This is a genomic window from Anaeromyxobacter sp., assembly GCA_016718565.1.
Classification (GTDB): domain Bacteria; phylum Myxococcota; class Myxococcia; order Myxococcales; family Anaeromyxobacteraceae; genus JADKCZ01.
The window spans coordinates 50,715-72,400 of the sequence record JADKCZ010000003.1; the positions used below are offsets into that span (position 1 = coordinate 50,715).

Annotated in this window: 23 protein-coding genes; 18 read left to right on the forward strand and 5 right to left on the reverse strand. The window is 74.2% G+C overall.

The window, feature by feature from the left end:
• The first annotated feature begins 130 nt into the window (after positions 1-130).
• Entirely contained in the window at positions 131-901 is a 771-nt protein-coding gene (locus tag IPO09_10425) for a tetratricopeptide repeat protein (protein MBK9517750.1), read from the forward strand.
• A gap of 156 nt (positions 902-1,057) precedes the next feature.
• Here IPO09_10425 and IPO09_10430 read toward each other — a convergent pair whose 3' ends face one another.
• Complete coding sequence (locus tag IPO09_10430; GenBank protein MBK9517751.1) at positions 1,058-1,450, reverse strand: GFA family protein; 393 nt, start codon at positions 1,448-1,450, stop codon at positions 1,058-1,060.
• 124 nt (positions 1,451-1,574) lie between these two features.
• Here IPO09_10430 and IPO09_10435 point away from each other — a divergent pair, with 124 nt between their 5' ends.
• Both IPO09_10435 and IPO09_10440 read left to right on the forward strand, forming a co-directional pair.
• Entirely contained in the window at positions 1,575-1,922 is a 348-nt protein-coding gene (locus tag IPO09_10435) for a winged helix-turn-helix transcriptional regulator (protein ID MBK9517752.1), read from the forward strand.
• Complete coding sequence (locus tag IPO09_10440; GenBank protein ID MBK9517753.1) at positions 1,919-2,395, forward strand: SRPBCC family protein; 477 nt, start codon at positions 1,919-1,921, stop codon at positions 2,393-2,395. Before IPO09_10435 ends, IPO09_10440 begins: the two co-directional genes overlap by 4 nt.
• 83 nt (positions 2,396-2,478) lie before the next feature.
• On the opposite strand, the gene IPO09_10445 is transcribed toward IPO09_10440, so the two are convergent.
• Both IPO09_10445 and IPO09_10450 read right to left on the reverse strand, forming a co-directional pair.
• On the reverse strand, positions 2,479-3,246 hold the full coding sequence (locus IPO09_10445) for an NAD(P)H-binding protein (GenBank protein ID MBK9517754.1): 768 nt from the start codon (positions 3,244-3,246) through the stop codon (positions 2,479-2,481).
• A 17-nt stretch (positions 3,247-3,263) separates the two neighbouring features.
• The gene (locus IPO09_10450; GenBank protein ID MBK9517755.1) at positions 3,264-3,863 is read right to left on the reverse strand and encodes a DUF4126 domain-containing protein; all 600 of its coding nucleotides are present in this window, start codon (positions 3,861-3,863) and stop codon (positions 3,264-3,266) included.
• 355 nt (positions 3,864-4,218) lie between these two features.
• Here IPO09_10450 and IPO09_10455 point away from each other — a divergent pair, with 355 nt between their 5' ends.
• The 3 genes from IPO09_10455 (at position 4,219) to IPO09_10465 (ending at position 7,114) form a co-directional block, all read left to right on the forward strand.
• On the forward strand, positions 4,219-5,544 hold the full coding sequence (locus IPO09_10455; protein ID MBK9517756.1) for a hypothetical protein: 1,326 nt from the start codon (positions 4,219-4,221) through the stop codon (positions 5,542-5,544).
• Positions 5,545-5,564: 20 nt separating this feature from the next.
• The gene (locus IPO09_10460) at positions 5,565-6,359 is read left to right on the forward strand and encodes a hypothetical protein (GenBank protein ID MBK9517757.1); all 795 of its coding nucleotides are present in this window, start codon (positions 5,565-5,567) and stop codon (positions 6,357-6,359) included.
• A 149-nt stretch (positions 6,360-6,508) separates the two neighbouring features.
• Positions 6,509-7,114 (forward strand): dihydrofolate reductase family protein, encoded by a 606-nt coding sequence (locus tag IPO09_10465; GenBank protein MBK9517758.1) that lies wholly within the window; start codon positions 6,509-6,511, stop codon positions 7,112-7,114.
• Positions 7,115-7,263: 149 nt separating this feature from the next.
• Here IPO09_10465 and IPO09_10470 read toward each other — a convergent pair whose 3' ends face one another.
• The gene (locus IPO09_10470; protein MBK9517759.1) at positions 7,264-9,822 is read right to left on the reverse strand and encodes an HDOD domain-containing protein; all 2,559 of its coding nucleotides are present in this window, start codon (positions 9,820-9,822) and stop codon (positions 7,264-7,266) included.
• A 184-nt stretch (positions 9,823-10,006) separates the two neighbouring features.
• On the opposite strand from IPO09_10470, the gene IPO09_10475 reads away from it, so the two are divergent.
• The 10 genes from IPO09_10475 to IPO09_10520 all read left to right on the forward strand — a co-directional run bounded on the left by IPO09_10475 (position 10,007) and on the right by IPO09_10520 (position 18,377).
• Positions 10,007-10,375: an immunity 8 family protein gene (locus tag IPO09_10475; GenBank protein ID MBK9517760.1), complete on the forward strand. Its 369-nt coding sequence runs from the start codon at positions 10,007-10,009 to the stop codon at positions 10,373-10,375.
• A 110-nt stretch (positions 10,376-10,485) separates the two neighbouring features.
• Entirely contained in the window at positions 10,486-11,337 is an 852-nt protein-coding gene (locus tag IPO09_10480; GenBank protein MBK9517761.1) for an isocitrate lyase/phosphoenolpyruvate mutase family protein, read from the forward strand.
• A 232-nt stretch (positions 11,338-11,569) separates the two neighbouring features.
• Positions 11,570-11,755 (forward strand): hypothetical protein, encoded by a 186-nt coding sequence (locus IPO09_10485; GenBank protein ID MBK9517762.1) that lies wholly within the window; start codon positions 11,570-11,572, stop codon positions 11,753-11,755.
• A gap of 81 nt (positions 11,756-11,836) precedes the next feature.
• Complete coding sequence (locus IPO09_10490; protein MBK9517763.1) at positions 11,837-12,553, forward strand: glycine cleavage system protein H; 717 nt, start codon at positions 11,837-11,839, stop codon at positions 12,551-12,553.
• A gap of 104 nt (positions 12,554-12,657) precedes the next feature.
• A complete protein-coding gene (locus tag IPO09_10495) occupies positions 12,658-13,236 on the forward strand; it encodes a hypothetical protein (GenBank protein MBK9517764.1) in 579 nt (192 codons plus the stop codon).
• Positions 13,237-13,344: 108 nt separating this feature from the next.
• Positions 13,345-13,530 carry a hypothetical protein gene (locus tag IPO09_10500; GenBank protein ID MBK9517765.1) on the forward strand — a complete coding sequence of 62 codons (186 nt, stop codon included), beginning with the start codon at positions 13,345-13,347 and terminating at the stop codon, positions 13,528-13,530.
• 409 nt (positions 13,531-13,939) lie between these two features.
• Positions 13,940-14,602 (forward strand): succinate dehydrogenase cytochrome b subunit, encoded by a 663-nt coding sequence (locus IPO09_10505; GenBank protein MBK9517766.1) that lies wholly within the window; start codon positions 13,940-13,942, stop codon positions 14,600-14,602.
• 13 nt (positions 14,603-14,615) lie between these two features.
• Positions 14,616-16,535: a fumarate reductase/succinate dehydrogenase flavoprotein subunit gene (locus IPO09_10510; GenBank protein MBK9517767.1), complete on the forward strand. Its 1,920-nt coding sequence runs from the start codon at positions 14,616-14,618 to the stop codon at positions 16,533-16,535.
• Between the two features lie 53 nt (positions 16,536-16,588).
• Complete coding sequence (locus IPO09_10515; GenBank protein MBK9517768.1) at positions 16,589-17,371, forward strand: succinate dehydrogenase/fumarate reductase iron-sulfur subunit; 783 nt, start codon at positions 16,589-16,591, stop codon at positions 17,369-17,371.
• Between the two features lie 109 nt (positions 17,372-17,480).
• Entirely contained in the window at positions 17,481-18,377 is an 897-nt protein-coding gene (locus IPO09_10520) for an ATP-binding protein (GenBank protein ID MBK9517769.1), read from the forward strand.
• Between the two features lie 22 nt (positions 18,378-18,399).
• Here the strand turns inward: IPO09_10520 and IPO09_10525 are convergent, their stop codons facing one another.
• Complete coding sequence (locus IPO09_10525) at positions 18,400-18,780, reverse strand: thioredoxin family protein (protein MBK9517770.1); 381 nt, start codon at positions 18,778-18,780, stop codon at positions 18,400-18,402.
• 242 nt (positions 18,781-19,022) lie between these two features.
• Between IPO09_10525 and IPO09_10530 the strand changes: the two genes are divergently transcribed.
• Positions 19,023-19,520, forward strand: coding sequence for a TlpA family protein disulfide reductase (locus tag IPO09_10530; protein ID MBK9517771.1), 498 nt, complete (start codon positions 19,023-19,025; stop codon positions 19,518-19,520).
• A 289-nt stretch (positions 19,521-19,809) separates the two neighbouring features.
• A complete protein-coding gene (locus IPO09_10535) occupies positions 19,810-21,498 on the forward strand; it encodes a collagen-like protein (protein MBK9517772.1) in 1,689 nt (562 codons plus the stop codon).
• Positions 21,499-21,686: the final 188 nt, after the last annotated feature.

The window sequence follows — 21,686 nt, forward strand, 5'->3', positions numbered from 1 at the left end:
AAGCGCTCGCTGGATCGTGCTGGTGGCCCTCGTCGCGGCGGCCCTGGTGGCCTCGCCGCGCTCCCCCCTGCCCCTGCGCCCCACGGCCGCCCTCGCGGCGCCAGCGCAGGATTCGCCTGCGGGCGGAGGGGTGGCGAAGGCGGCCGAGAAGGGCGGTGCATGGTGCGAGCGCGCCTGGTTCGGTGTGTCGGCCAGGTTCGCGCCCCGGATGCCCAAGTCGACGGACCCCGAGCTGGTGAAGGCTTGGCAGGCCTACGGGGCCAGCTGCGCTGGCACCGTGGCCTACGAGGGTCGGCTGGCCATGGCCTATGTGCTGACCGGCCAGTCCGAGCTGGCCAAGGGCGTCCTCGCGCCGCTCGATCGGCGCGGCGGCCCGTATGGCCACCTGGTGGACTTCGGCTGGATCCTGATCGATGCCGTCGCGGTGTTCCAGGGTGTTCCGGAGGAGGCCGCCTTGGCAGGGCTCGCCGAGCGCCTCAGGGTCCACACCGCGCGATTCCCCGAGTCGATGGAGGGTCTCTCCATGCTCGGGGCGCTCCGCACCATGCTCGGCCAGCACGAGGCCGCGGTCGCGGCGCTGAGCAGGTGCACCAGCGCGCCGCTCATCGACCTCTCCGGAGTCCACAGGAACCTCACCATCTCCCTCGCCGCGCTCGAGCGTTACGAGCTGGCCAAGGCGTCGGCGGAGGCCGCGCTGGAGCTCAGGCCGGAGCTGACCTCCGATCCCCAGTGGGTCTACGCGGTGGCGACCACCTGGGCCGCGCTGGGCGATCTGACGACCGCCGGGAAGGCGCTCCAGTCCATCGGCCTGGAGCAACCGGCCGTGCGGGAGGACCCCCGGTACCGGCAAGCGGTCCAGTTCGTGCTCGAGCGGAAGAAGGCCAGCGCGGCGCGCAAGTAGCGCCGGCCTGCTCCTCGCTCCGGGATTCGGTGCCGGACAACGGTGGCCGCGGCGCCTCCACCTCAGAGGCCCCCGGGAGCGATCCCGGGGGCTTCGTCGTCTCGATGGCGGGGGCCGTGGAGGTCGGGACGCCGTCCCCGCTGGCCTGCCGCCCGCCTATCCCTCCGAGCGACCAGCGGCGTCACGGTCGCGCTCGTACCGCCGCGCGAGCGGGAACGGCGGCAGCCAGGACTCCCGGCGGATGGTCCACAGCTCGTAGGTGGGCCGCAGCTGGTCCGGGGCGTCCAGCGAGCCCAGGTTCACCTCGAGCTCGTCTCCGCTGCGCGAGAAGACCGACGAGCCGCAGCGCGGGCAGAAGGACCGCCCCGCGTAGTCCCGGACCTCGCCGTCGATCGTCACCGCCTCCTGCGGGAAGACCGCGGAGGCGTCGAAGAGGGCCCCGTGGTGTTTCCGGCAGTCGAGGCAGTGACAGATCCCGACCCGGTGAGGGCGCCCCGTCGCGACGAGGCGAACGTCACCGCACAGGCAGCCACCAGCGAAGCGTTCCATGGCAAACGTCCTGGAGCCCGAGCGCTCGGAGGGTCTACCGGGCGCCGCGCCGCCGGGGGGAGGCCCCCTTGGGTCCGCGCGGGCCCTTGCGCCTCACCGACCGGGTGGCTACATACTGAACCATATGGTTCAGCTTTCACGCAACCCCCTCGACGCCTCGTTCGCCGCGCTCTCCGACGCCACCCGGCGCGGCGTGCTCCTGCAGCTCGGCCGCGCCGACGCCTCGATCACGGACCTCGCCGAGCGGTTCCAGATGACGCTGACGGGCATGAAGAAGCACGTCGGCGTCCTGGAGCGGGCCGGGCTGGTGACCACGGAGAAGGTCGGCCGCGTGCGGACCTGCACGCTCGGGCCCCGCCAGCTCGAGGAGGAGACGGCCTGGCTCGAGGGCCACCGCCAGCGCTGGGCCGAGCGGTTCGACGCGCTGGAGGCGGTCGTCCAGGAGCTCAATCGGAAGGAGCGGATCAAGTGAAGAACTCGACCACGGTGGAGCGGAAGTCGGAGCGGGAGCTCGTCGTCACGCGCACGATCGACGGGCCGCAGCGCCTCGTCTGGGAGGCGTGGACCAGCTCCGAGCTCTTCGGGAGATGGTGGGTACCGAAGTCGGCCCCCATCTCCCTCCTCTCCTGCGAGCTGGACGTCCGCGTCGGGGGGAGCTACCGCCTCGAGTTCGGCTTCGACGGGCAGACCATGGCGTTCTTCGGGAGGTACCTCGAGGTCACGCCCTGCTCGCGCCTCTCCTGGACCAACGACGAGGGCGGCGAGGCCGCCGCGGCCATCACCACGGTCACGCTCGAGGAGCGCGACGGCAAGACGCTGCTCACGATGAGCGACCTCCACCCGTCCAAGGAGGCGCTCGACGCCGCGCTCTCCTCCGGGTCGACCGACGGGACGCCCGAGACGATGGACCAGCTCGAGGCGCTGGTCGCCACGCTGCCGAGGTGAGGGAGGGCGCCTGTGGCCTCACCGCGCGGCGCGGGGAACGGTCACGGCGCCGCACTGCCCTCCGCGGGCACCGTCTCCTCCGCTCAGCGGCGGGCCCCACCCCTCCCCACCCCCACGTCCACGACCACCGGGGCCTTCCCCCTCCAGGTGGCCCACGCCGTCGGGCTGGTCACGAGCTGGCACATGAAGTCGGCCACGTTGGCCATGCGCGTCTGACCGGGCGCGAAGAGGCCGTTCACCAGCCCCTCGTGCACCGTGTACTCCGAGACGCCGCCCTCCAGCAGCGTGTCGGGCCTGACCACCGCCCACTCCAGGAACGGGCCGGCTGACCCGAGGCGCTCCTGCAGGAAGTCGGCGGCGCGCTGGTTGTCCCTGGCGGGCGGGAGCAGGCCGCGGAGCGCCCACAGGAAGGCCTTCTCGAATGCTCCCCGGCGGGTGTCGAGCCCGCCCGGGCGATGCACCGAGACGCTGGTCATGAGGATGAACCTGGCCGGGCTGGCCGGGCGCAAGGCCTCGATGGCCCGGCACAGCCTGGTGGTGGCCTTCGTGACGAGATCGTGCGGCGGCCCGAGGACGCCCCTCACGGTGAGGGTGTGGCCGAGGCACGAGACGACCGCGTCGCAGCCGCGGAGGTGGCCCTGCAGGTCCTGGTCGGAGAGCGACAGCAGGCTGCCCTCGACCAGGGCCACGCGGGGGTGCGCCGCCATCCCGGCCGGCACCCCCTGGGTGGAGCGGACGATGGCCCGGACGCCGAGGCCGCGAGCGAGGAGTTGCTCGAGGACGCGCCGGCCGGTCCGGCCGGTGCCGCCGACGAGGAGCACGGTCTGCTGGTCGGGCAGGGAGGTCCCCATGGCAGCTCCTTCCATCGTCACGGCCCCGGCGGCGTCACCGTGAGGAGCGAGGAGAACACCCGCCCCACCACCCGCCACAGCGCCCGGACCAGCAGGAACAGCGCCACCAGGGTGCCGAGGGCCACCGCCAGCGAGAGCCAGGGGTGCTCCCACACGGCCCAGGCGAGGCCCGCCACCAGCCCGAGTTCGCCGGCCGTGGCGGCCGCGTTGCTGACCGGCTCGGGCGAGGCGTCGATGGTGGCCCGCAGCGCCAGCTTGGTGACGTGGGTGGTGAGACCCAGGGCCCCGCCGAGGATGCCGGCGACCACGGCCAGTCGGGGGTCGCCCCAGGTGGCGAGCACCGCGATGGCAGCGGCGGCGAAGGGCCGGATGGCGGTGTGGACCGCCTCCCAGGTCGTGGCGACGACCGGCAGGAGCAGCGCCAGCGACTCCACCAGCGCCACCGCGCCGGCGGCGCCGAAGACCCATGGCTCGGTGAGGAGCCCGAGCGCGCCCGGCAGCGGCCCGATCCACCCGAGGTGCCCGGCCAGCCCCACGAAGGCCGCCGTCGCGTACAGGCTGATGCCGGACGCGAAGGAGAGGCCGAGGGCCTGGGCGAGTGCGGTGAGTGGTTCCATGTGATGGCCTGGGTCCGGCTCCAGGGTAACCCCATTCGAAGGCGATCTCGCGCCTCGGCCCGAGGACGGCCAGCCCTTGGCCGGACGTGGGGCCGAGCTCCCGGTCAGGGGCCCTGGGATCCGGCCCCCGGAGAGGGACGGCAGGCTGCCCTCGACCAGGCCGTCATGCGACCCGCCGCCACGCCCCAACGCCCTGCCTTGACGCTCCAGCCCGTCGGGCCTGGAATCACCTCGTATCGGGATCCATCGGATTGCTCCTCGTCAACTGCGCGGGAGAGCGGACATGGCCAGGAGAGCGCCGTCCCACGCTTCGGACGCCCTGCGCGCAGCACCGCTGCTCCGAGGCATCGCCGCCGTGGCCGCCTTCGCCACGGCGTTGGCCAGCGGCGCCGGCGCTGGTGCGCAGGCAGCGGCCCCACTCGCCACCTCGGCACCGGCCACGACCCCCGAGCCGGTCGTCGGCCGGTGGGAGCTGACGGGCGCGATGAACGTCCCGCGCAGCTCCCACTCGCTCACCGTGCTCGCCGACGGGAGGGTCCTCGCGGCGGGAGGCTGCACCGGGGCGTACGTCACCTTCGAACCGGACCTCTCCTGCGGCCGCACGGACCTCGCCGAGCTCTACGATCCGGCCACTGGGCGCTGGACGCTGACGGGCACCATGAACGAGCCGCGCGCCTTTCATGCGGCGGTGCTGCTGCGCGACGGACGGGTGCTCGTGGCGGGCGGCTGGTCACCCTGGAGCATGTCCCCCACGGCTGCCGTCTGGAGCTCCGAGCTCTACGACCCCTCGACGGGCCGCTGGGCGCAAAGTGGCGCCATGACCCAGGGGCGGGCGGCGGCCTCCCACGACCTCTCCCTGGTGGTGCTCCCCTCGGGCAAGGTGCTCTTCCCTGGCGGGGTTGACCGGTCCGGTCTCGCCTTTGCGGCTTCCGCCGACCTGTACGACCCTGCGTCCGGCTCCTGGACGCCGACCGGACCGATGGTCGTGCCCCGATCGAACCCAACCGTCGTCCTGCTCCCGTCGGGCCAGGTCCTGGCGGTCGGGGGGCTGGCCGCGTGGGGCGAACAGGTGGGGTTCTTCGTGGATCCGCTCTACTCCCTCGGCCTCCCGGGCACCGCGACCGCCGAGCTGTACGATCCGGTCCATGACACCTGGGCGCCCACCGGGCCACTTGGTCGACCGGTGCAGTGGAACACGCTCACCCTGCTCCCCGCGGGCGAGGTGCTGCTCACCGGCGGCCAGGTGCGGTTCGGCGCAGACTGGCTGGGCCACAACGCCAGCGACCAGGCGGCCCTGTACGACCCCGCCACCGGGACGTGGCGGGCGGCGGACCCCATGCTCCACCGGCGAGCCTATTCGCAGGCAGTGCGCCTCCCCTCAGGGCGGGTGCTGGTCGCCGGTGGCAACTGGACCATCGACGGTGGCTCGCGGGGAGACCTCTACCCCGCCTTCCAGCCCGAGGTCTTCGATCCCGGCCGCGGCGCGTGGTCCCGAACGCCCGTTCTTCGCCACTACCTCCTCGGCTTCGGCGCGGCCACCCTCCTGCCGACCGGCGAGGTGCTGTACACGGGTGGCCTGATCGACGACCTCTCCGCCTTCGAGTTCGTCGAGGGCTGGTGGGCCTTCGCCATCTCGGCCGCACAGGTCTTCCACGAGGGAAGTCCGGGGGGCGGCCCATGAGACGCCTTGCCTTGGCGGTCATGCTCGCCGCATGCGCCCGCTCCGAGCCCGCCTCGGGCACGTGGGTGCAGTCGGTGGTGGAGCTGCCGGCGAACGCCGCCGAGGTCGTCGACGCGGTGGCCGCGCTCCCCGAATGCGAGGCGCTGTGCCAGGGCGGCGCGATCGACTGGCGCGCCGAGACCGCCTGCGGCGCCGACCTCTCCTGTGGTGGCTCGGTGGCCTTCTCGAGCTGCACCTTCCTGCGCGAGGCTCCCGCCCGGATCGAGGTCGTGATGCACGCCGACGCCTGGGAGGGGGCACCCGAGCACCCGGCGCTCTCGCCCCTGGCCCACGCGCTGTGCCACGTCTGCGGGTACCTGGACGGTCCCGATGCCGAGGTCCAGGCAGACGCCTGTGCGCGGCGGGCCAGGCTGCGCCAGGGGAGCGGCTGCTCGCCGGCCGAGCCCGCTTCACGGCTGTGGACCCAGGCGACGGTGGACCTCCCTGCGCACGCCGCCGAGGTGGTGGAGGCGGTGGCCTCCCTTCCTGAGTGCGTGGCGGTCCGCCAGGGGGGTGTGATCCACTGGCGCAGCGCCGTGTCGTGCGGGACCCTCATTCCCTCCGTCGCCTGCGCGTACCCCTTCGAGCGGCCCCGCCGAATCGAGATCGTGATGCGGGGCGACGCCTGGCAGGGGACCCCGGCGGCCCCCGAGGTCTCGACCCTGGCCCACGAGCTGTGTCACATCTGCGGCTACATCAACGGTCCCGACCGCGGCGAGGCGAAGGCCAGCGCGTGCGCCATCAGGGCTGCCAGGCGCGCCGGGAGGGGGATGTAGCGGTGGCGACCCGAGGGAGTTCCTCACTGCGGTGACCGTTCGGTCTCCGGGCGGTCACCGATGAGGCTTCCGGTCCTGCGGGTGGATTCCCCGCCGGACCGTTCCTAAGTTCACCGAGCCCGCCCTCGAGGCGGCCTACGGAGGTGGACATGGGGACGATCTCGGTGACGGCCTTCATCTCGATCGACGGCGTGATGCAGGGGCCGGGCAGCCCGCTGGAAGATCCCAGCGGCGGCTTCACCAGTGGCGGCTGGCTGGTGCCGTACTTCGACGAGGTCTTCGGCGGCTTCATGGACGGCGTGTTCGCCACGCAGGCTGGCTTCCTGCTCGGCCGCCACACCTACGACATCTTCGCCTCGCACTGGCCGAAGGTGACCGACCCCGCCGACCTGGTGGCCACCAAGCTCAACACCCTGCCGAAGTACGTGGTGACGACGCGGCCGGGCCTGGGCTGGGGCCCGGTGACGGTCGTCACGCTGAAGGACATCGCCCGGCTGAAGGCGTCGGTCGACGGCGAGCTCCAGGTGCACGGGAGCCCGCAGCTGGCGCGGTCGCTCCTCGGCGCCGGGCTGGTCGATTCGATGAACCTGCTCGTCGCCCCCGTGCTCCTGGGGAGCGGGAAGCGGCTCTTCGGCGCGGAGGGCACCAGCGGGTGGTCGCTCACCAGCTCGCTGCGGTCCGGCACCGGCCTGATCATCAGCCAGTACCGCCGCGCCGGCGCGGTGCCGCAGGGCACCGTCCCCCCGCCGCAGTAGCAGGCCTGGGCACGCGGGCGCAGCGGATCCACCGCGGCGCGGGCGAACCAGGCGATATCGGTCCAAGCGTCCGAACCATCCGTCTGGGGGAGGGGCCCGGCCGCTCCGCCAGGCCCAGGCGGCGACCGCCGCCAGGCCGGAGGGGCCCGCTACCTCACCAGCACCGCGGCCCGCTGCTCTGCGGCCTTGAGATCCGCAGCCAGCGCCCGCACGGCGTGCACGTCGAACCCCAGGGCCCGGGCGCTCGACATGACCTCCCGGGCGGCGCGCGCCCCGACCTCGGGCTCGTCGAGCCGCGCCAGCGCCGAGGTGAGCCGCACCAGGTGGAGGTCCACCAGCTCGGGGCCGGCCGGCAGCTCCTCGTCGTGGTGGCGCGCGCAGACGTCGGAGAGGTACCCGGGCAGCCCCCAGGCCCGCAGCGCCGCCGCCCCGATCTCCACGTGGGCCTGCTCCACCGCCCGCTCGGCGACCGGGCCGGTCACGGCGGCGCCACCCGCGGCCCCGAGCCGGTGCAGCGCCGAGCGCCCGAGCGCCAGCCCCACGTCGTGGAGCAGCCCGGCCAGCCAGACCTGATCGCTGTGGGCCCCGCGCAGCCGGAGGGCGGTGGCCGACGCCGCGGTGGCCACCGCCACCGCCCGGGTGAACAGCCGGGTGGAGGGCGCGCCGCCGCCGGGCTGGGCGGTGAGGAGCAGGGCCCGCGCCGAGACCGCGCTGGCCACCCGCCCGACCTCCTGCAGGCCGAGCCGGGCCACCGCCTCGCGGACCGATCCCGCCTCGCTCACGCCGCGGAAGGCGGCCGAGTTGGCCACCGCCAGCACGTCCGCGGCGAGCCCGGGATCCCGGGAGATGAAGCCGGCCACGCCGCGGGCGTCGGCCGTGGGGCTGTGGACCTGCTCGATGATCTGGAGGGCCACCGCGGGGAAGGAGACGAAGTGCTCCCGCCCCGTGGCGTCCGTGGCGAGCTGGGTCGCCAGGGCCGAGGCCGCCTCGCGCTCCGCCAGCGGCGCCGGGAGCGGCTCGAGGGGGACCGCGACCTTGAGGGCTCGGGCGAAGGCCGAGAACGGGACGGCGGGATCGGGTGGAGCCTCCGGCACCGCCGGCGGCGGCGGGGCGCGGCGGGCTGGCGCCGCCGGCTTCGGCGGCTTCGGCGGCGCGGTCTTGGCCACCACCTTCGGCGGCGGGGCCGGCGCGGCCCCTGGCTCCGACGCCGCCGGCGCCCGCTGCAGCGAGGCGCCGAGGGCGCGCCAGGTCCTGTTGAGCCAGCCCTCGGCGGGCGCGGGCCGATCGGACGGCGCGGGTGGAGCCGCCTCGGGCGCCGGCTTCGGCTCGGCCTGGACCACCGGAACCGGCTCAGGGGCGGCCGCCGAGGGTGGCGCGGGCTCGACCGAGGGCGCTGCCGGCTGGGCGGGCGCAGCCTCCACCTCGACCGGTGCCGCGGCGGCGGGCACGGCCACCGTGGCCGGTGGCGCGGCGGCGCCCTTCATGAGGGCCGCCAGCTCCTCCGGGGTCAGGGGCTTGTCGTCGTCCACTGCAGCGGCCGGCGCCGCGGGCTCGGGCTCGGGCGCCGCCGCTGCGGTCCCGCCCTTCACGATGGCCGCCAGCTCCTCCGGGGTCAGGGGCCGGTCGTCGTCCTCCACTGCGGCCGGCGCCGCGGGCGCTGGCTCGGGCGCCGCCGCCGCGGTCCCGCCCTTCACGATGGCCGCCAGCTCCTCCGGCGTCAGGGGCCGGTCGTCGTCCTCCGCGGCGGCCGGCGCCGCGGGCTCAGGCTCGGTCGGTGGCGCCGCGGCGGCCGCGGGCGCCGGCAGGGCCTCGCCCTCGAGCAGACCATGGTTCCTCTCGTCACCCGGCTCCACCGGCGTGAGCCCGGACCCGGACTGCGCCGCCTGGAGGGCGCCGGGGTCGGGTGGGGTCGGGCCGATGCGCGCCCTCACCCGGAGGGTGGCGGCCTCCACCACCGCCTCGGCCTGGCTGCCGTCGCCGAGGTCCGCGTAGGCCACCACGCACTGCAGGAGCGCGGCGGCCGTCAGGAGGTCCTGGGTGGCCACGGGCGCGATCCTGCCCGCGCGCCGGCGCTCCGGCAGCGGGACCCGCGGCAGCCGGAAGGCCTCCTCGATGGCGGCCCCCGCCCAGGCCGGCTCCCTGGTCAGCTCGACGGTGAGCCCGGCGCCGCGGATGAGCTCGGCCACGCGCTCCGGCCCCGACAGCCCCGCAAGCCGCGACAGCGCCGCCGGCTCGTCGCACAGCACCAGGCGCGGCTGGGTCCGATCGCTGGCCTGCACCGAGACCTCGCCCTGCACCAGGCTGCGCCCCCAGGTGAAGGCCACGTGCAGCTGCTCCTCGGTGTCGATGAGCTCCCAGGCCTTGCTGGCCCAGAAGGCCCCGGCCGCCGTGAGCAGGGCGCCGATGGCCTCCGGCCTCGAGGCCCCGTGGTCGATGCCCGAGGCGAGCTCGTAGGCCAGCTGCGCCCGCGCCCGGAGGACCTCGGGCGGGAGCGGCGCCACCGAAAGCCCCAGGGGGCCGGCCGCCTCGGCGAGCGGGGGCTCGCAGCTGAGCGGCTGTCCGTCCACCGCCTCCCGCAGCGCCGCGAGCCCCTGCGGCTCGCCCGGCGCGAACCGGAGCTCCAGCGTCCCGTTCGGGCGGACGGCGGCGAAGGCGAAGGACGGAGTCGGCGAGGACGAGACAGGACCGAGTCGGAATGCGTGGATCATGGCCCTCCCGCCCGCGGCGGTGTCTGCGGCGACGGTACCACGGCCCCCCGGGGCGACCCGGGCCGCGGCCCACCGCACCGGCGCCGCGGCGCAGGTGCCCGGTGACCCGGCGCCGCCGGGTCCGTGGCGGGCGCAGGCTGCCGGCTGGCGCCACCGGCGGCCCACCCCAGCTATCCTCCCCGCCATGCGCGCCCGCCTGAAGAGCCTCCGCTGCGACGACATCCCCGACCTGGCGGCCTGGGCCCCGCCCGTGCCGGACTCGTTCGCGGTCCCGCTGGTGCTGGAGGTGGGCGCGCTGGGCCTGAAGGGTCGGGAGCGGTTCGACCTGCTGGCGGTGACGCCGCGCTGGCTCCAGGAGCGGCACGGCGCCGACGGCGCGGTGCTCGGGCGCGGGCTGCTGCTGGTCTTCTCGTGGGACCTGGCCAGGATCCGCCGCTTCCTCTCCCGCCAGGTGGAGGGCTGCTCTGGCCACACCTGGCCGGAGGTGGCCCGCCGGGTCTCGCGCATCGCCCTCTGGGAGGGCGACCACGGCAACGTGGTGGGGCTCGAGTAGGGCGCTCGGGTCGGGCGGCGGCCGCCACCGGCGGGCCTCCCCGCCCAGGCGGTGCGCCGTGACCGGCGCGCCGCCGCCCCCCCGGTTACCTCACTGCCGGAGGGAGCCCCATGCCACCGGAGACGAGCCGACGCACCGCCGCCTTCCACCGCCTCCACGAGCGCGGCTGCTTCGTCATGCCCAACCCCTGGGACCAGGGGAGCGCCCGGTACCTGCAGCACCTCGGCTTCCAGGCTCTGGCCACCACCAGCGCCGGCCTGGCCTTCTCGCTCGGCCTGCCCGACGGGGCCGTGCCGCGCGCCGCCGTGCTGCGCCACGTGGGCGACCTGGTGGGGGCCACGGAGCTGCCGGTGAGCGCCGACTTCGAGGCGGGCCACGGGTCCGACGCGGCCGGCGTGGCCGAGAGCGTGCGGCGCTGCGTCGAGACCGGCGTGGCAGGGCTGTCCATCGAGGACGCCACCGGTCGGCGCGAGGCGCCGCTCTTCGAGCTGTCCGAGGCGGTGGAGCGGCTCGAGGCGGCGCGCGCCGCCATCGACGCGTCGGGCGCCGGGGTGCTCCTCACGGCCCGCTCCGAGTGCCACCTGACGGGTCACCCGGACCCCCTGCGGGAGTCGCTGCGCCGGCTGGAGGCCTATGCGGCGGCAGGCGCCGACTGTCTCTACGCGCCCGGCCTCCGCACCCGGGAGGCCGTCGCAGCGGTGGTGCGGGCGGTGGCGCCGAGACCGGTGAACGTGCTGGTCGCCGCGCCGGGGTTCAGCGTCCGGGAGCTGGAGGACCTCGGGGTGCGCCGGGTCAGCGTGGGTGGGGCGCTGGCGCGCACCGCCCTGGGAGCCTTCCGGCGAGCGGCCGAGGAGCTGGCCCAGCACGGGACCTTCGGCGGCCTCGCTGGGGCGGTCTCCCACTCCGACCTGGAGGCCTTCTTCCGGCTCTCGCCCCCCTTCCAGGGCACTTTCCGCCGTTGAGAATCCCTACGGTGGCCTCCACAGGGCCTCCGGCGAGCGGACCGGACTGTAGAGCGGTGTTGAAGTCCTCGACCTCCGCCGGCACCCCCGGAGGCCCCTTCCCGGGCGGTCCCGCCCCCGATCCACCGGAACTCCAGGCGCTTGCCGACGCGGACCGGAGTCGGCCCGAACCTTGCTGAAGCGATGGTGCAGAAGGCAACACCACACGGGACGCACGAAGGAGACCGCCATGATGACCGCCATCGAAATCCTCCAGACCCTCGGCTTCGTCCTCGTCGCCTCGCTGGCCCGCGCGGCGTTCCTGGTCGGCGTCATCGCGATCGTCTCCATCCCGCTCGTCCTCTTCGCCTACTCGGTGCGCGCCGCCGAGTCCTTCTGGAGCCGGCACCACCTGGCGCCGGCGCACCGCCACGGCTGACCAGCCACACCGCCGCCGCTGACGCCGCGGCGGCGCAGGACCGAACACTCCCCCTCCCTGCCCGCACCACCGGAGCGCGCCATGACCACCCAGGACTTCCTCGCCACCTACGACGCCAAGGTGATGGAGTACCTCCTCGCCCTCGCCTACCTCCTGCTCTTCGTCCCCATGTGGAAGTTCGTGCACGGCTCGCCGCGCACCGCCGAGGCCACCGCCGGCGCCCGCGCGGCCGCCAGCGCCGCCGCCGCCCCCACCGCCCACCCGGCCCTCGGCTGGTTCCACGTCCCCGACGGCATCGCCCTGGCCACCGGCCACACCTGGGCCCGCGCCGACGCCGACGGCCTGGTGACCGTGGGCATCGACGACTTCGCCCAGAAGCTGGTGGACCCGGAGACCGTGGTGCTGCCCACCACCGGCGACCACGTCCTGCAGGGCCAGCCGGCCTTCGCCGTCGGCGACCTGGTCACCACCGTGCCCATGCTCTCCCCGGTGGACGGCGAGGTGGTGGCCGTCAACGCGGCCGCCCGCGACCAGCCGGCCGCGCTGCGCGACCCGTACGGCGCCGGCTGGCTCTTCAAGGTGAAGGTCCCCGCCGCGGCCAGCCGCGCCCACCTGATGGTCGGCGAGAAGGCCCGGGCCTTCCTGGAGCGCGCCGCCGAGACCCTCTCCGGCCAGCTCAACCCGGAGCTCGGCTACGTGCTGCAGGACGGCGGCACGCCCATCCACGGCATCGCCAAGGCCCTGGCGGGCGAGGGCTGGGCCACCCTGGCCAGGCGCTTCTTCCGCGCCGGGCCGTAGCCCGGCCCCCCGCACTGGCAGGCACCCGCGGCGCCCTCCGGTGGGGCGCCGCGCCCGCTTCCCCTCATGGACGCGCGGCCACAACCCTGCTCTACATCGCGCCCGTGAACATCCAGCTCGTCAACCGGCAAGCCACCCTCTCCACCGCGCGGCTGCAGGCCATGCTCGCCTTCCTGGCCCCGCGCTTCGGGCAGGTGTCCAGGCCCGTGCTGGTCACCGTGCTCCTGCGCCGCTGGGGTCGCCAGCTCGGGCGGGCCTACTGGCCGACCCGCGGCGGCAAGCGCCAGCGCGAGACCCGGCCCGGCTGCTACGACCTGCGCATCTTCGTGCCGTCCTCCTTCACCTGGTCCTTCCCGCTGACCCGCACCTACCGGGAGGAGGCCGGGCCGGCCCGGCTGGAGGACCTGGAGGAGCTGTACCTGCACGTCCTGGCCCACGAGCTGCGCCACGTCGAGCAGTTCGACGCCTGCCAGCGCCTCTGGCCGCACGGCATGCCGGTGGCCAGCCCCGCGCCCGGCGGGCCCACCCACCTGCCCTTCGGCCGCTCCTTCCGCGCCTACGTGAAGCAGCACTGCGCCCACGGCTCCAGCGAGGTGGACGCGGAGACCGCCGCCCACGGCCACCTGGCCGCCTGGCGGGAGCAGGCCCCGGAGTCCGGCCTGGCCATGGCCATGGGGGCCTGATTCCGGCGGCTTGTCCCTTGGGCCCGGGACGGGGCGGTGCGCTCAGGGGCGATACCGTCGTATGGTGCAGCGATGCCGCCTCGTCGACCGGTCGCTCCGCCACATCCAGTGCTGACCCTCCCGGTGGTCTTCAGGGTCGGTGAGCACTCCCTGACCATCACCTTCGTGGCCGAGGGCCGCTGGACCGTGAGCGTGGACGGCGGACCTCAGTCCCGGACCTACCGCACCCAGGTCGAGGCCTGGGAAGAGGGCGTCCGGGCTGCCGACGAGCAGGACCGCCGCCCCAGCGCCTGACCCAGGGCGGCCCCACCGCCCGCGAGACACCGCCTCAGATCCACCGCAGCGGCGCGAGCCCGCCCGTCCGGCTCAGGCTCGCTCCAGCGCCGTCGGTCCGCGCCGCGCCGGCCCCGCGGGCCACGGCGCCACGAGCACCGCGGGGCTGCGACACGGGAGCAAGTGCTTGCGCTCCGGCGCCTCGGCGCGAGCTCGCTCGGCGGTCAATCATGGACTTCTTCAGTCGGCATGCACCGCGTCGCCGCCCTACTCCGAAGCGCATTTCAGCACACTGAGCCGCCCGTTCGTCGCCGGTCTTTGGTATGGTGCGCCGCTCCCAACGGACGCCCTCTTCACTCCCCTGTGTGTTGCGCGCATCTCGTCGCGGCCCTCCCGGGTCGCTGCACATCCACGAAGGAAGGACGCTCTCATGAAGCTGCTCTCGGACTCGATCGGACGAAAGGTCCTGATGGCCGTGACGGGCCTGCTGATGGTCCTGTTCGTCGTCGGTCACCTGCTCGGCAACCTCAGCATCTTCGCCGGCGCCAACGGCCTCAACGCCTACGCCCAGAAGCTGCATGACCTGGCCCCGGTGGTCTGGATCACCCGCATCGTGATGTTCACGGCGGTGGTGGTCCACCTCATCCTCTCCATCCAGATCACCCTGGAGAACGAGGCGGCCAACCCGACCAAGTACGCGGTGAACCGCTCGCTGCGCGCCACCTTCGCCTCCAAGTCCATGATCTGGACGGGCCTGCTGCTGGGCGCCTTCATCACCTACCACCTGCTGCACTTCACCGTGCGCGTCACCCCCGGCCTGGCGCTGGGCACCGACTCGCTGGACCGCTTCGACGTCTTCACCATGGTGGTGACCGCCTTCCAGCGCGCCCCCACGGCGCTGCTCTACGTGGTGGGCATGGTGGCGCTCTTCCTCCACCTCTCCCACGGCGCGCAGAGCAGCCTGCAGACGCTCGGCCTGGGCAACGACAAGACCCTGCCGGTCTACGGCACGGGCGGCCGCGTCCTCTCCACCATCTTCCTGATCGGCTACGGGGCCATCCCCGTCGCAATCCTCCTCCACCTGATCGGTTAAAGGGGAAACCAACGTGATCCTCGACGGCAAGGCGCCTACCGGGCGCATCCAGGACTCCTGGGACAAGCACCGCTTCGACTCGCTCAAGCTCGTCAACCCGGCCAACAAGCGCAAGTACAAGGTGCTGGTGGTCGGCACCGGCCTGGCCGGCGGCTCGGCCGCGGCCACGCTGGCGGAGCTCGGCTACCAGGTGGAGGCGTTCTGCTACCAGGACAGCCCCCGCCGCGCCCACTCCATCGCCGCCCAGGGCGGCGTGAACGCGGCCAAGAGCTACCCGAACGACGGCGACAGCATCTACCGGCTGTTCTACGACACCATCAAGGGCGGCGACTTCCGCGCCCGTGAGGCCGACGTCTGGCGCCTGGCCCAGGTCAGCAACAACATCATCGACCAGTGCGTGGCGCAGGGCGTGCCGTTCGCGCGCGACTACGCCGGCTACCTGGACAACCGCTCCTTCGGCGGCGCCCAGGTCTCCCGCACCTTCTTCGCCCGCGGCCAGACCGGCCAGCAGCTCCTGCTGGGCGCCTACTCCGCCCTCTCCCGCCAGATCGGCCTCGGCACGGTGAAGATGTTCGCCCGCACCGAGATGCTCGACCTGGTGGTGGTGGACGGCGAGGCCAAGGGCATCACGGTCCGCGACCTGGTCACCGGCGAGGTCCGCACCCACGTGGGCGACGCGGTGGTGCTGGCCACCGGCGGGTACGTCAACGTCTTCTACCTGTCGACCAACGCCATGGGCTGCAGCGTCAGCGCCATCTGGAAGGCCCACAAGAAGGGCGCCTACCTGGCCAACCCCTGCTACACGCAGATCCACCCGACCTGCATCCCGCAGGCGGGCGACTACCAGTCCAAGCTGACGCTGATGTCGGAGTCGCTGCGCAACGACGGCCGCATCTGGGTGCCGAAGAAGAAGGAGGACTGCAACAAGTCCCCCAACGACATCCCCGAGGAGGATCGCGACTACTACCTCGAGCGCAAGTACCCGTCGTTCGGCAACCTGGCGCCCCGCGACATCGCCTCGCGCGCCGCCAAGGAGCAGTGCGACGAGGGGCGCGGCGTGGGCCCGGGCGGCCGCGGCGTGTACCTGGACTTCTCGGCGTCCATCAAGCGCCTCGGCGAGGCCACCGTCCGCGAGCGGTACGGCAACCTCTTCGAGATGTACGAGCGCATCACCGACGAGAACGCCTACCAGCGCCCCATGCGCATCTACCCGGCGCCGCACTACTCCATGGGCGGCCTGTGGGTGGACTACAACCTGCAGAGCAACATCCCGGGCCTGTTCGTGCTGGGTGAGGCGAACTTCTCGGTGCACGGGGCCAACCGGCTGGGCGCCAGCGCCCTGATGCAGGGCCTGGCCGACGGCTACTTCGTCATCCCCTACACCATCGCCAACTACCTGGCGCAGACCAAGCCGGGCAAGGTGAAGGCCGACAACCCGGAGTGCCTCAAGTCGATCGCCGACGTGAAGCAGGAGCGCGATCGCATGCTCGGCATCAACGGCAAGAAGACCGTCACCGAGTTCATGCGCGAGGTCGGCACGCTGATGTGGAACAACGTCGGCATGGCGCGCAGCGACCAGTCGCTCAACGAGACGCTCCAGCAGATCCCCGCCATCCGCGAGGAGTTCTGGAAGAACGTCAAGGTGACCGGCAGCGGCGAGGAGCTCAACCAGCAGCTGGAGAACGCCGGCCGCACCTCGGACTTCATCGACTTCGCCGAGCTGCTGACGCGCGACGCCCTGCACCGCCAGGAGTCCTGCGGCGGCCACTTCCGCACCGAGTACCAGTACCCGGACGGCGAGGCCAAGCGCGACGACGCCAACTTCGCCTACTCGGCGGCCTGGGAGTTCAAGGGCACGGGCGCCCAGCCCGAGCTCCACAAGGAGCCGCTCAAGTTCGAGAACGTCCACCTCGCGGTCAGGAGCTACAAGTAATGAGCGCGCACGCCACGGACCACGCCGCCGCTTCCGGTACGGAACACGCGACCATGAACCTCACCCTGATCGTCTGGCGTCAGGCCGGCCCCAAGGAGCCGGGACGCTTCGAGACCTACCAGGCCAAGAACATCACGCCCCACCACTCCTTCCTGGAGATGCTGGACGTGGTCAACGAGGACCTGATCAAGGCGGGCAAGGACCCCATCGCCTTCGACCACGACTGCCGTGAGGGCATCTGCGGCATGTGCTCCGCGGTGGTCAACGGCGTCCCGCACGGCGGCCAGCAGCGCACCACGCTCTGCCAGCTGCACATGCGGAAGTTCAAGGACGGCGACGCCATCTACCTCGAGCCCTGGCGCGCCCGCGCCTTCCCCATCCTCCGCGATCTGGTGGTGGACCGGGGCGCGCTCGACAAGCTGATCCAGGCGGCCGGCTTCGTCTCCTGCCACACCGGCGGCGTCCCCGACGGCAACGCCGTGCTGGTCGGCAAGCCGGAGGCCGACTACGCCATGGACGCGGCCGAGTGCATCGGCTGCGGCGCCTGCGTGGCCGCCTGCCCCAACAGCGCCGCCATGCTGTTCGCCGGCGCCAAGGTGTCGCAGCTGGCCGAGCTGCCGCAGGGCCAGGTGGAGGCGCCCCAGCGCGTCGCCGCCATGATCAAGGCCATGGCCGACAACGGCTTCGGCAACTGCTCCAACCACTACGAGTGCGAGGCGGCCTGCCCCAAGGGCATCAAGGTGAAGTTCATCGCCCGCATGAACCGCGAGTTCGTCAAGGCGCTGGCGCTGGAGAAGTTCGGCGCCATCTCCACCGAGCGGATCAGGTCGGAGTAGCGTCCACGCCGGCCTGGCCGGCGGACACGACGGGGCAGGGGCGCCGCGCCCTTGCCCCGTTCCCATGTCCTGGGCCCGGCCCCGGCCGCGCCCCCAGTGAGGAGGAGCGGTGAGCCTCGACCCCGACCTGACGGCGCTGCTCACGCGGGTGCTCACCGCCCTGGAGCCGCTCATCCCGCGGCCGGTGCCGCCCATCGACTGGGCCACCTGCCACGCCGCCAACTGGCGGCGCGGCGCGGTGGGCGGGGCGCTCGAGCCGGTGCCCGGCATCGAGGGCCTGCGCCTCGAGGACCTGCTGGGCATCGAGCCCCAGAAGGCCACCCTGGAGCAGAACACCCGCCAGTTCCTGGCGGGGCTGCCGGCCAACAACGCGCTGCTGTGGGGCACGCGCGGCACCGGCAAGTCCTCGGTGGTGCGGGCCCTGCTGGGCGCCTACGCCGGCCAGGGGCTGCGCATCATCCAGGTGGACAAGGACGACCTGGTCAGCCTGCCGGCCATCGTGGACGCGGTGAAGCGGGAGCCCTGGCGCTTCGTGGTCTTCGCCGACGACCTCTCCTTCGAGACCGGCGACGCCAGCTACAAGGTGCTGAAGAGCGCGCTGGACGGCTCGGTCTACGCCCTGCCGGACAACGTGCTGCTCTACGTCACCTCCAACCGGCGCCACCTCATCCCGGAGTACGAGAGCGACAACCGCGGCGCCATGCTGGTGAACGGCGAGATCCACCACGGCGAGGCGGTGGAGGAGAAGATGTCGCTGTCCGGCCGCTTCGGCCTGTGGGTGCCCTTCCACCCCTTCAGCCAGGACCTCTACGTGGAGGTGGTGCGCCAGTGGGTCGGCAAGCTGGCGGCCCGGGCCGGCGCCACGGTGGCCTGGTCCCAGGCCTCCGCCGACGAGGCCATCCTCTGGTCGCAGCGCAAGGGCGACCGGAGCGGCCGCATCGCCTTCCAGTTCGCCAGCGCCTACGTGGGGCGCACCGTCATGGCCACGCGCGCCGGCGCGCCCTGAGGGCCGGCGCGCCCGCCCGGGCTCACCCGGCCGCGGCGCCCAGCAGCTCCTGGTCCACCACCTCGCGCAGGTAGCGCGAGCCCACGAAGCCCACCACCCGGTGGACCTCGCGGCCACCCCGGAAGAAGAGCACGGTGGGCGTGCCCATGACGCCGAGCCGCGCCGCCACGTCGCCGGCCTCGGCCGCGTTCAGCTCCGCCACCTTGACGCGGCCCTGGTAGTCGCGCGCCAGGTCCATCACGATGGGCTCCAGCGTGGCGCAGGGGCCGCAGCCGGGGCTCCAGACGTCGAGCACCACCGGCAGGCCGGAGCGGGCCACCTCGGCCAGGTAGTTCTGGCCGGTCACGTGCACCGGCTGGACCCGCGGCGCGCGCGATCCGAAGAGCTTGGCGAGGAGTCCCATCGAGTCCCTTCCAGGGCAGGCCCCGCGAGGGCGGGGCATCCGGTGGGAGCGCGTCGGGGCTCGACCGGTTCCGGTTCGACCGGTCCAGGCGCAGGCGGGGCCCAGGTGAACCTTCCCGCCGCCGGACCGGCTCACAGGGACAGTCCCGCTCACCCTTGCCGACCCCACCCGTGACCACCCCGCCCACACCGCCCACACCGCCCACGTCGCCCCGCCCTGCCTGGCGTGCTCGCCTCGACCGCCTGAACGAGCGGCGCTGGTTCCGCTGGGGGCGCGACCTCCTGGTGGTGCTGGTGGTGCTGGCCGCGGCGGGCGCCTGGCAGACGCGCGGCCACCTGGCGGCGGGCGTGGCGCCGGACCCTCTGCTCACCACCCTGGACGGCGCCCCGGCCTCGCTGCGCGCCTACCGCGGCAAGCCGGTGCTGATCGCCTTCTGGGCCCCGTGGTGCACGGTCTGCAAGGCCGAGTCCGGCAACCTCGCCTGGGCGCAGCGCCTGGTGGGCGATCGGGCCCACGTCATCTCGGTGGCCACCGCCTTCGAGGACGTGGCCGAGGTGCGCGCCTTCGTGGCGGAGCACGGGCTCACCGTGCCGGTGCTCCTCGGGTCCCAGGAGGCGCTGCGCGACTTCCGGCTGGAGGCCTTCCCCACGGCCTACTTCCTGGACGCCGAGGGGCGCGTGACGCGCTCGGTGGCCGGGTACACCACCACGGCCGGCCTGGTGGCGCGGCTGCTCTGGTAGGGCGCCGCCCCGGCGACTGGTTGCACCTCCGACGATCCGCGGCGCGCCAGCGCGGGTCGCTCGCGCCGCGGACACGCCCGGAGCGCAGGCCCGGACACGCTCCCCTTCAACGTCGGCTTGCGCCCCGGCGCGTGGAGTTGGAACGCGCGACTGTCGAGACCGGGTCGCACTCACCAGCTTCTCCACAGTCGACTGCGCTCCCGGTGCACCGCGAGGTGCCACGGGCCAGCGCAGGCGCCGAACGTCACGTCCAGCGGGCCGCCGCCCTGCGGCGGGCCAGGAGGTCCTCATGGCGACCACGTCCACGCAGCGTCACCACCCGCGCGCCGGCACCTTGGCGCACCTCTCCGGGGCCCTGGCGCTGGTGCTCACCCTCGCCGCCTGCGGCGGCGGCAGCGGCGAAGCGGGTCCGCAGGGGCCGGCGGGTCCGTCGGGGCCGGCCGGCACCGGCGGTGGCCCCACCGGGCCCCAGGGCGAGGTCGGTCCGGCAGGGCCGGCTGGTCCCGCCGGCGCCGACGGGCTGGTCGGCCCGGCCGGCCCACAGGGGCCGACGGGGCAGACCGGCCCTCAGGGCCTGCTCGGCCCCGTCGGCCCGCAGGGCCCCGCCGGCACGCCCGGCGCCGCTGGCGCGCCAGGTCCGGCCGGGCTCAGCTGGCAGGGCGCCTGGTCGGCCGGGTCCAGCTACGCGCCGCTCGACGCGGTCACCTTCGCCGGCTCGAGCTGGGTGGCCAGGGCCAGCACCCTGGCATCCCCTCCGGTGGCTGGCGCCGACTGGGATCTCCTGGCCGAGGCTGGGCTCGACGGCGCCGCCGGACCGGCCGGCGCCGCTGGCCCCGCAGGGCCCGCTGGTCCGCAGGGGCTGGCTGGCGCCGACGGCCTCGACGGCGCGCTCGGGGCGACGGGCCCGGCTGGAGCCACCGGGCCGCAGGGTCTGACCGGCGCGGCGGGTCCAGTCGGTCCCCAGGGGCCGCAGGGGCTCATCGGGCTCACCGGACCGGCTGGCCCGCAGGGGCTCGCGGGCATCGCCGGCCCGATCGGACCGGCCGGCGCCCAGGGGCTGACCGGCGCGGCTGGCTTGACCGGCGCCACCGGCCTCACGGGCGCCGTCGGTCCGGCTGGCCCGGCCGGTCCGCAGGGGCTGCAGGGGCCGCAGGGCACCTTCGGGCCCATCGGTCCCGTTGGGCCCGTCGGGCCCATCGGCCTGACCGGGCCCACCGGCCTCACCGGCGCGGCGGGCCCGGCGGGCGCCACCGGAGCGACGGGCGCCATCGGCCCCGCCGGCCCGCAGGGGCTGCAGGGCCTGACCGGCGCGGTCGGCCCGGCTGGTCCGCAGGGGCTGGTGGGCCCGGCGGGCGCCACCGGAGCGACGGGCGCCATCGGCCCCGCCGGCCCGCAGGGGCTGCAGGGCCTGACCGGCGCGGTCGGCCCGGCTGGTCCGCAGGGGCTGGTGGGCCCGGCGGGAGCCACGGGCGCAGCCGGCGCGACCGGCGCCCAGGGACCGATCGGCCCCCAGGGCCCCTCTGGCCTGATCGCGGTCACCGAGGCCAGCGGCGGCGACGTCACCGGCATCCCCCAGGACCTCGGCTGCGTCGCCACCGGCGTCGGGGACAGCGGCATGCTCTTCATCGCCCCCACCGCGAACGTGCAGGTCGGCCCCGGCCAGGCCGTCACCGCCACCGCCACCACCCACATGGGCGGGACAGGCGGGGCGGCCGCCTCCAACCTGTCGCTCAACGTCTGCTACGCCGGCAGCGACGGGCTCATCGTCTCGGACGGCAACTTCCTCGGCTCCGATGGGCTGCAGCCCATCTCGGTGGGAGCCGGCTCCTCGCTGCCCCTCTCCCTGACCCGCACCTACTCCTCGCTGGTGCTGCCGCCGGACACCTACGACGTGGGGCTGTGCGGCTGCGTCCACACCACCACCGACCAGTGGAGCATCGACTGGAGCACCCTGACGGTGAGCGTGCTGCAGGAGTAGGCGCCGGCGCCGCCTCCGCCCAGCACGCGCCACCCGCCGCGATCGGCCCCCACCCCGGGCCGGTCGCGGCTGTTCACCTTCCGTGAACTCCGGGCGGGGCGCACCGGGCGGGGCCGCGGCTGGACGTCACCCCAGGTGAACTGGCGCTTTCGCCCCGCGGCGTGGACGGAGTTCACCCGACTGTCGAG

Coding starts and splice junctions, on each gene's coding strand:
- IPO09_10430 (MBK9517751.1), bottom strand. CDS start 1,450: ATGGAACGCTTCGCTGGTGGCTGCCTGTGCGGTGACGTTCGCCTCGTC.
- IPO09_10435 (MBK9517752.1), top strand. CDS start 1,575: ATGGTTCAGCTTTCACGCAACCCCCTCGACGCCTCGTTCGCCGCGCTC.
- IPO09_10445 (MBK9517754.1), bottom strand. CDS start 3,246: ATGGGGACCTCCCTGCCCGACCAGCAGACCGTGCTCCTCGTCGGCGGC.
- IPO09_10450 (MBK9517755.1), bottom strand. CDS start 3,863: ATGGAACCACTCACCGCACTCGCCCAGGCCCTCGGCCTCTCCTTCGCG.
- IPO09_10460 (MBK9517757.1), top strand. CDS start 5,565: ATGCTCGCCGCATGCGCCCGCTCCGAGCCCGCCTCGGGCACGTGGGTG.
- IPO09_10465 (MBK9517758.1), top strand. CDS start 6,509: ATGGGGACGATCTCGGTGACGGCCTTCATCTCGATCGACGGCGTGATG.
- IPO09_10470 (MBK9517759.1), bottom strand. CDS start 9,822: ATGATCCACGCATTCCGACTCGGTCCTGTCTCGTCCTCGCCGACTCCG.
- IPO09_10475 (MBK9517760.1), top strand. CDS start 10,007: ATGCGCGCCCGCCTGAAGAGCCTCCGCTGCGACGACATCCCCGACCTG.
- IPO09_10480 (MBK9517761.1), top strand. CDS start 10,486: ATGCCACCGGAGACGAGCCGACGCACCGCCGCCTTCCACCGCCTCCAC.
- IPO09_10485 (MBK9517762.1), top strand. CDS start 11,570: ATGACCGCCATCGAAATCCTCCAGACCCTCGGCTTCGTCCTCGTCGCC.
- IPO09_10490 (MBK9517763.1), top strand. CDS start 11,837: ATGACCACCCAGGACTTCCTCGCCACCTACGACGCCAAGGTGATGGAG.
- IPO09_10505 (MBK9517766.1), top strand. CDS start 13,940: ATGAAGCTGCTCTCGGACTCGATCGGACGAAAGGTCCTGATGGCCGTG.
- IPO09_10515 (MBK9517768.1), top strand. CDS start 16,589: ATGAACCTCACCCTGATCGTCTGGCGTCAGGCCGGCCCCAAGGAGCCG.
- IPO09_10525 (MBK9517770.1), bottom strand. CDS start 18,780: ATGGGACTCCTCGCCAAGCTCTTCGGATCGCGCGCGCCGCGGGTCCAG.
- IPO09_10535 (MBK9517772.1), top strand. CDS start 19,810: ATGGCGACCACGTCCACGCAGCGTCACCACCCGCGCGCCGGCACCTTG.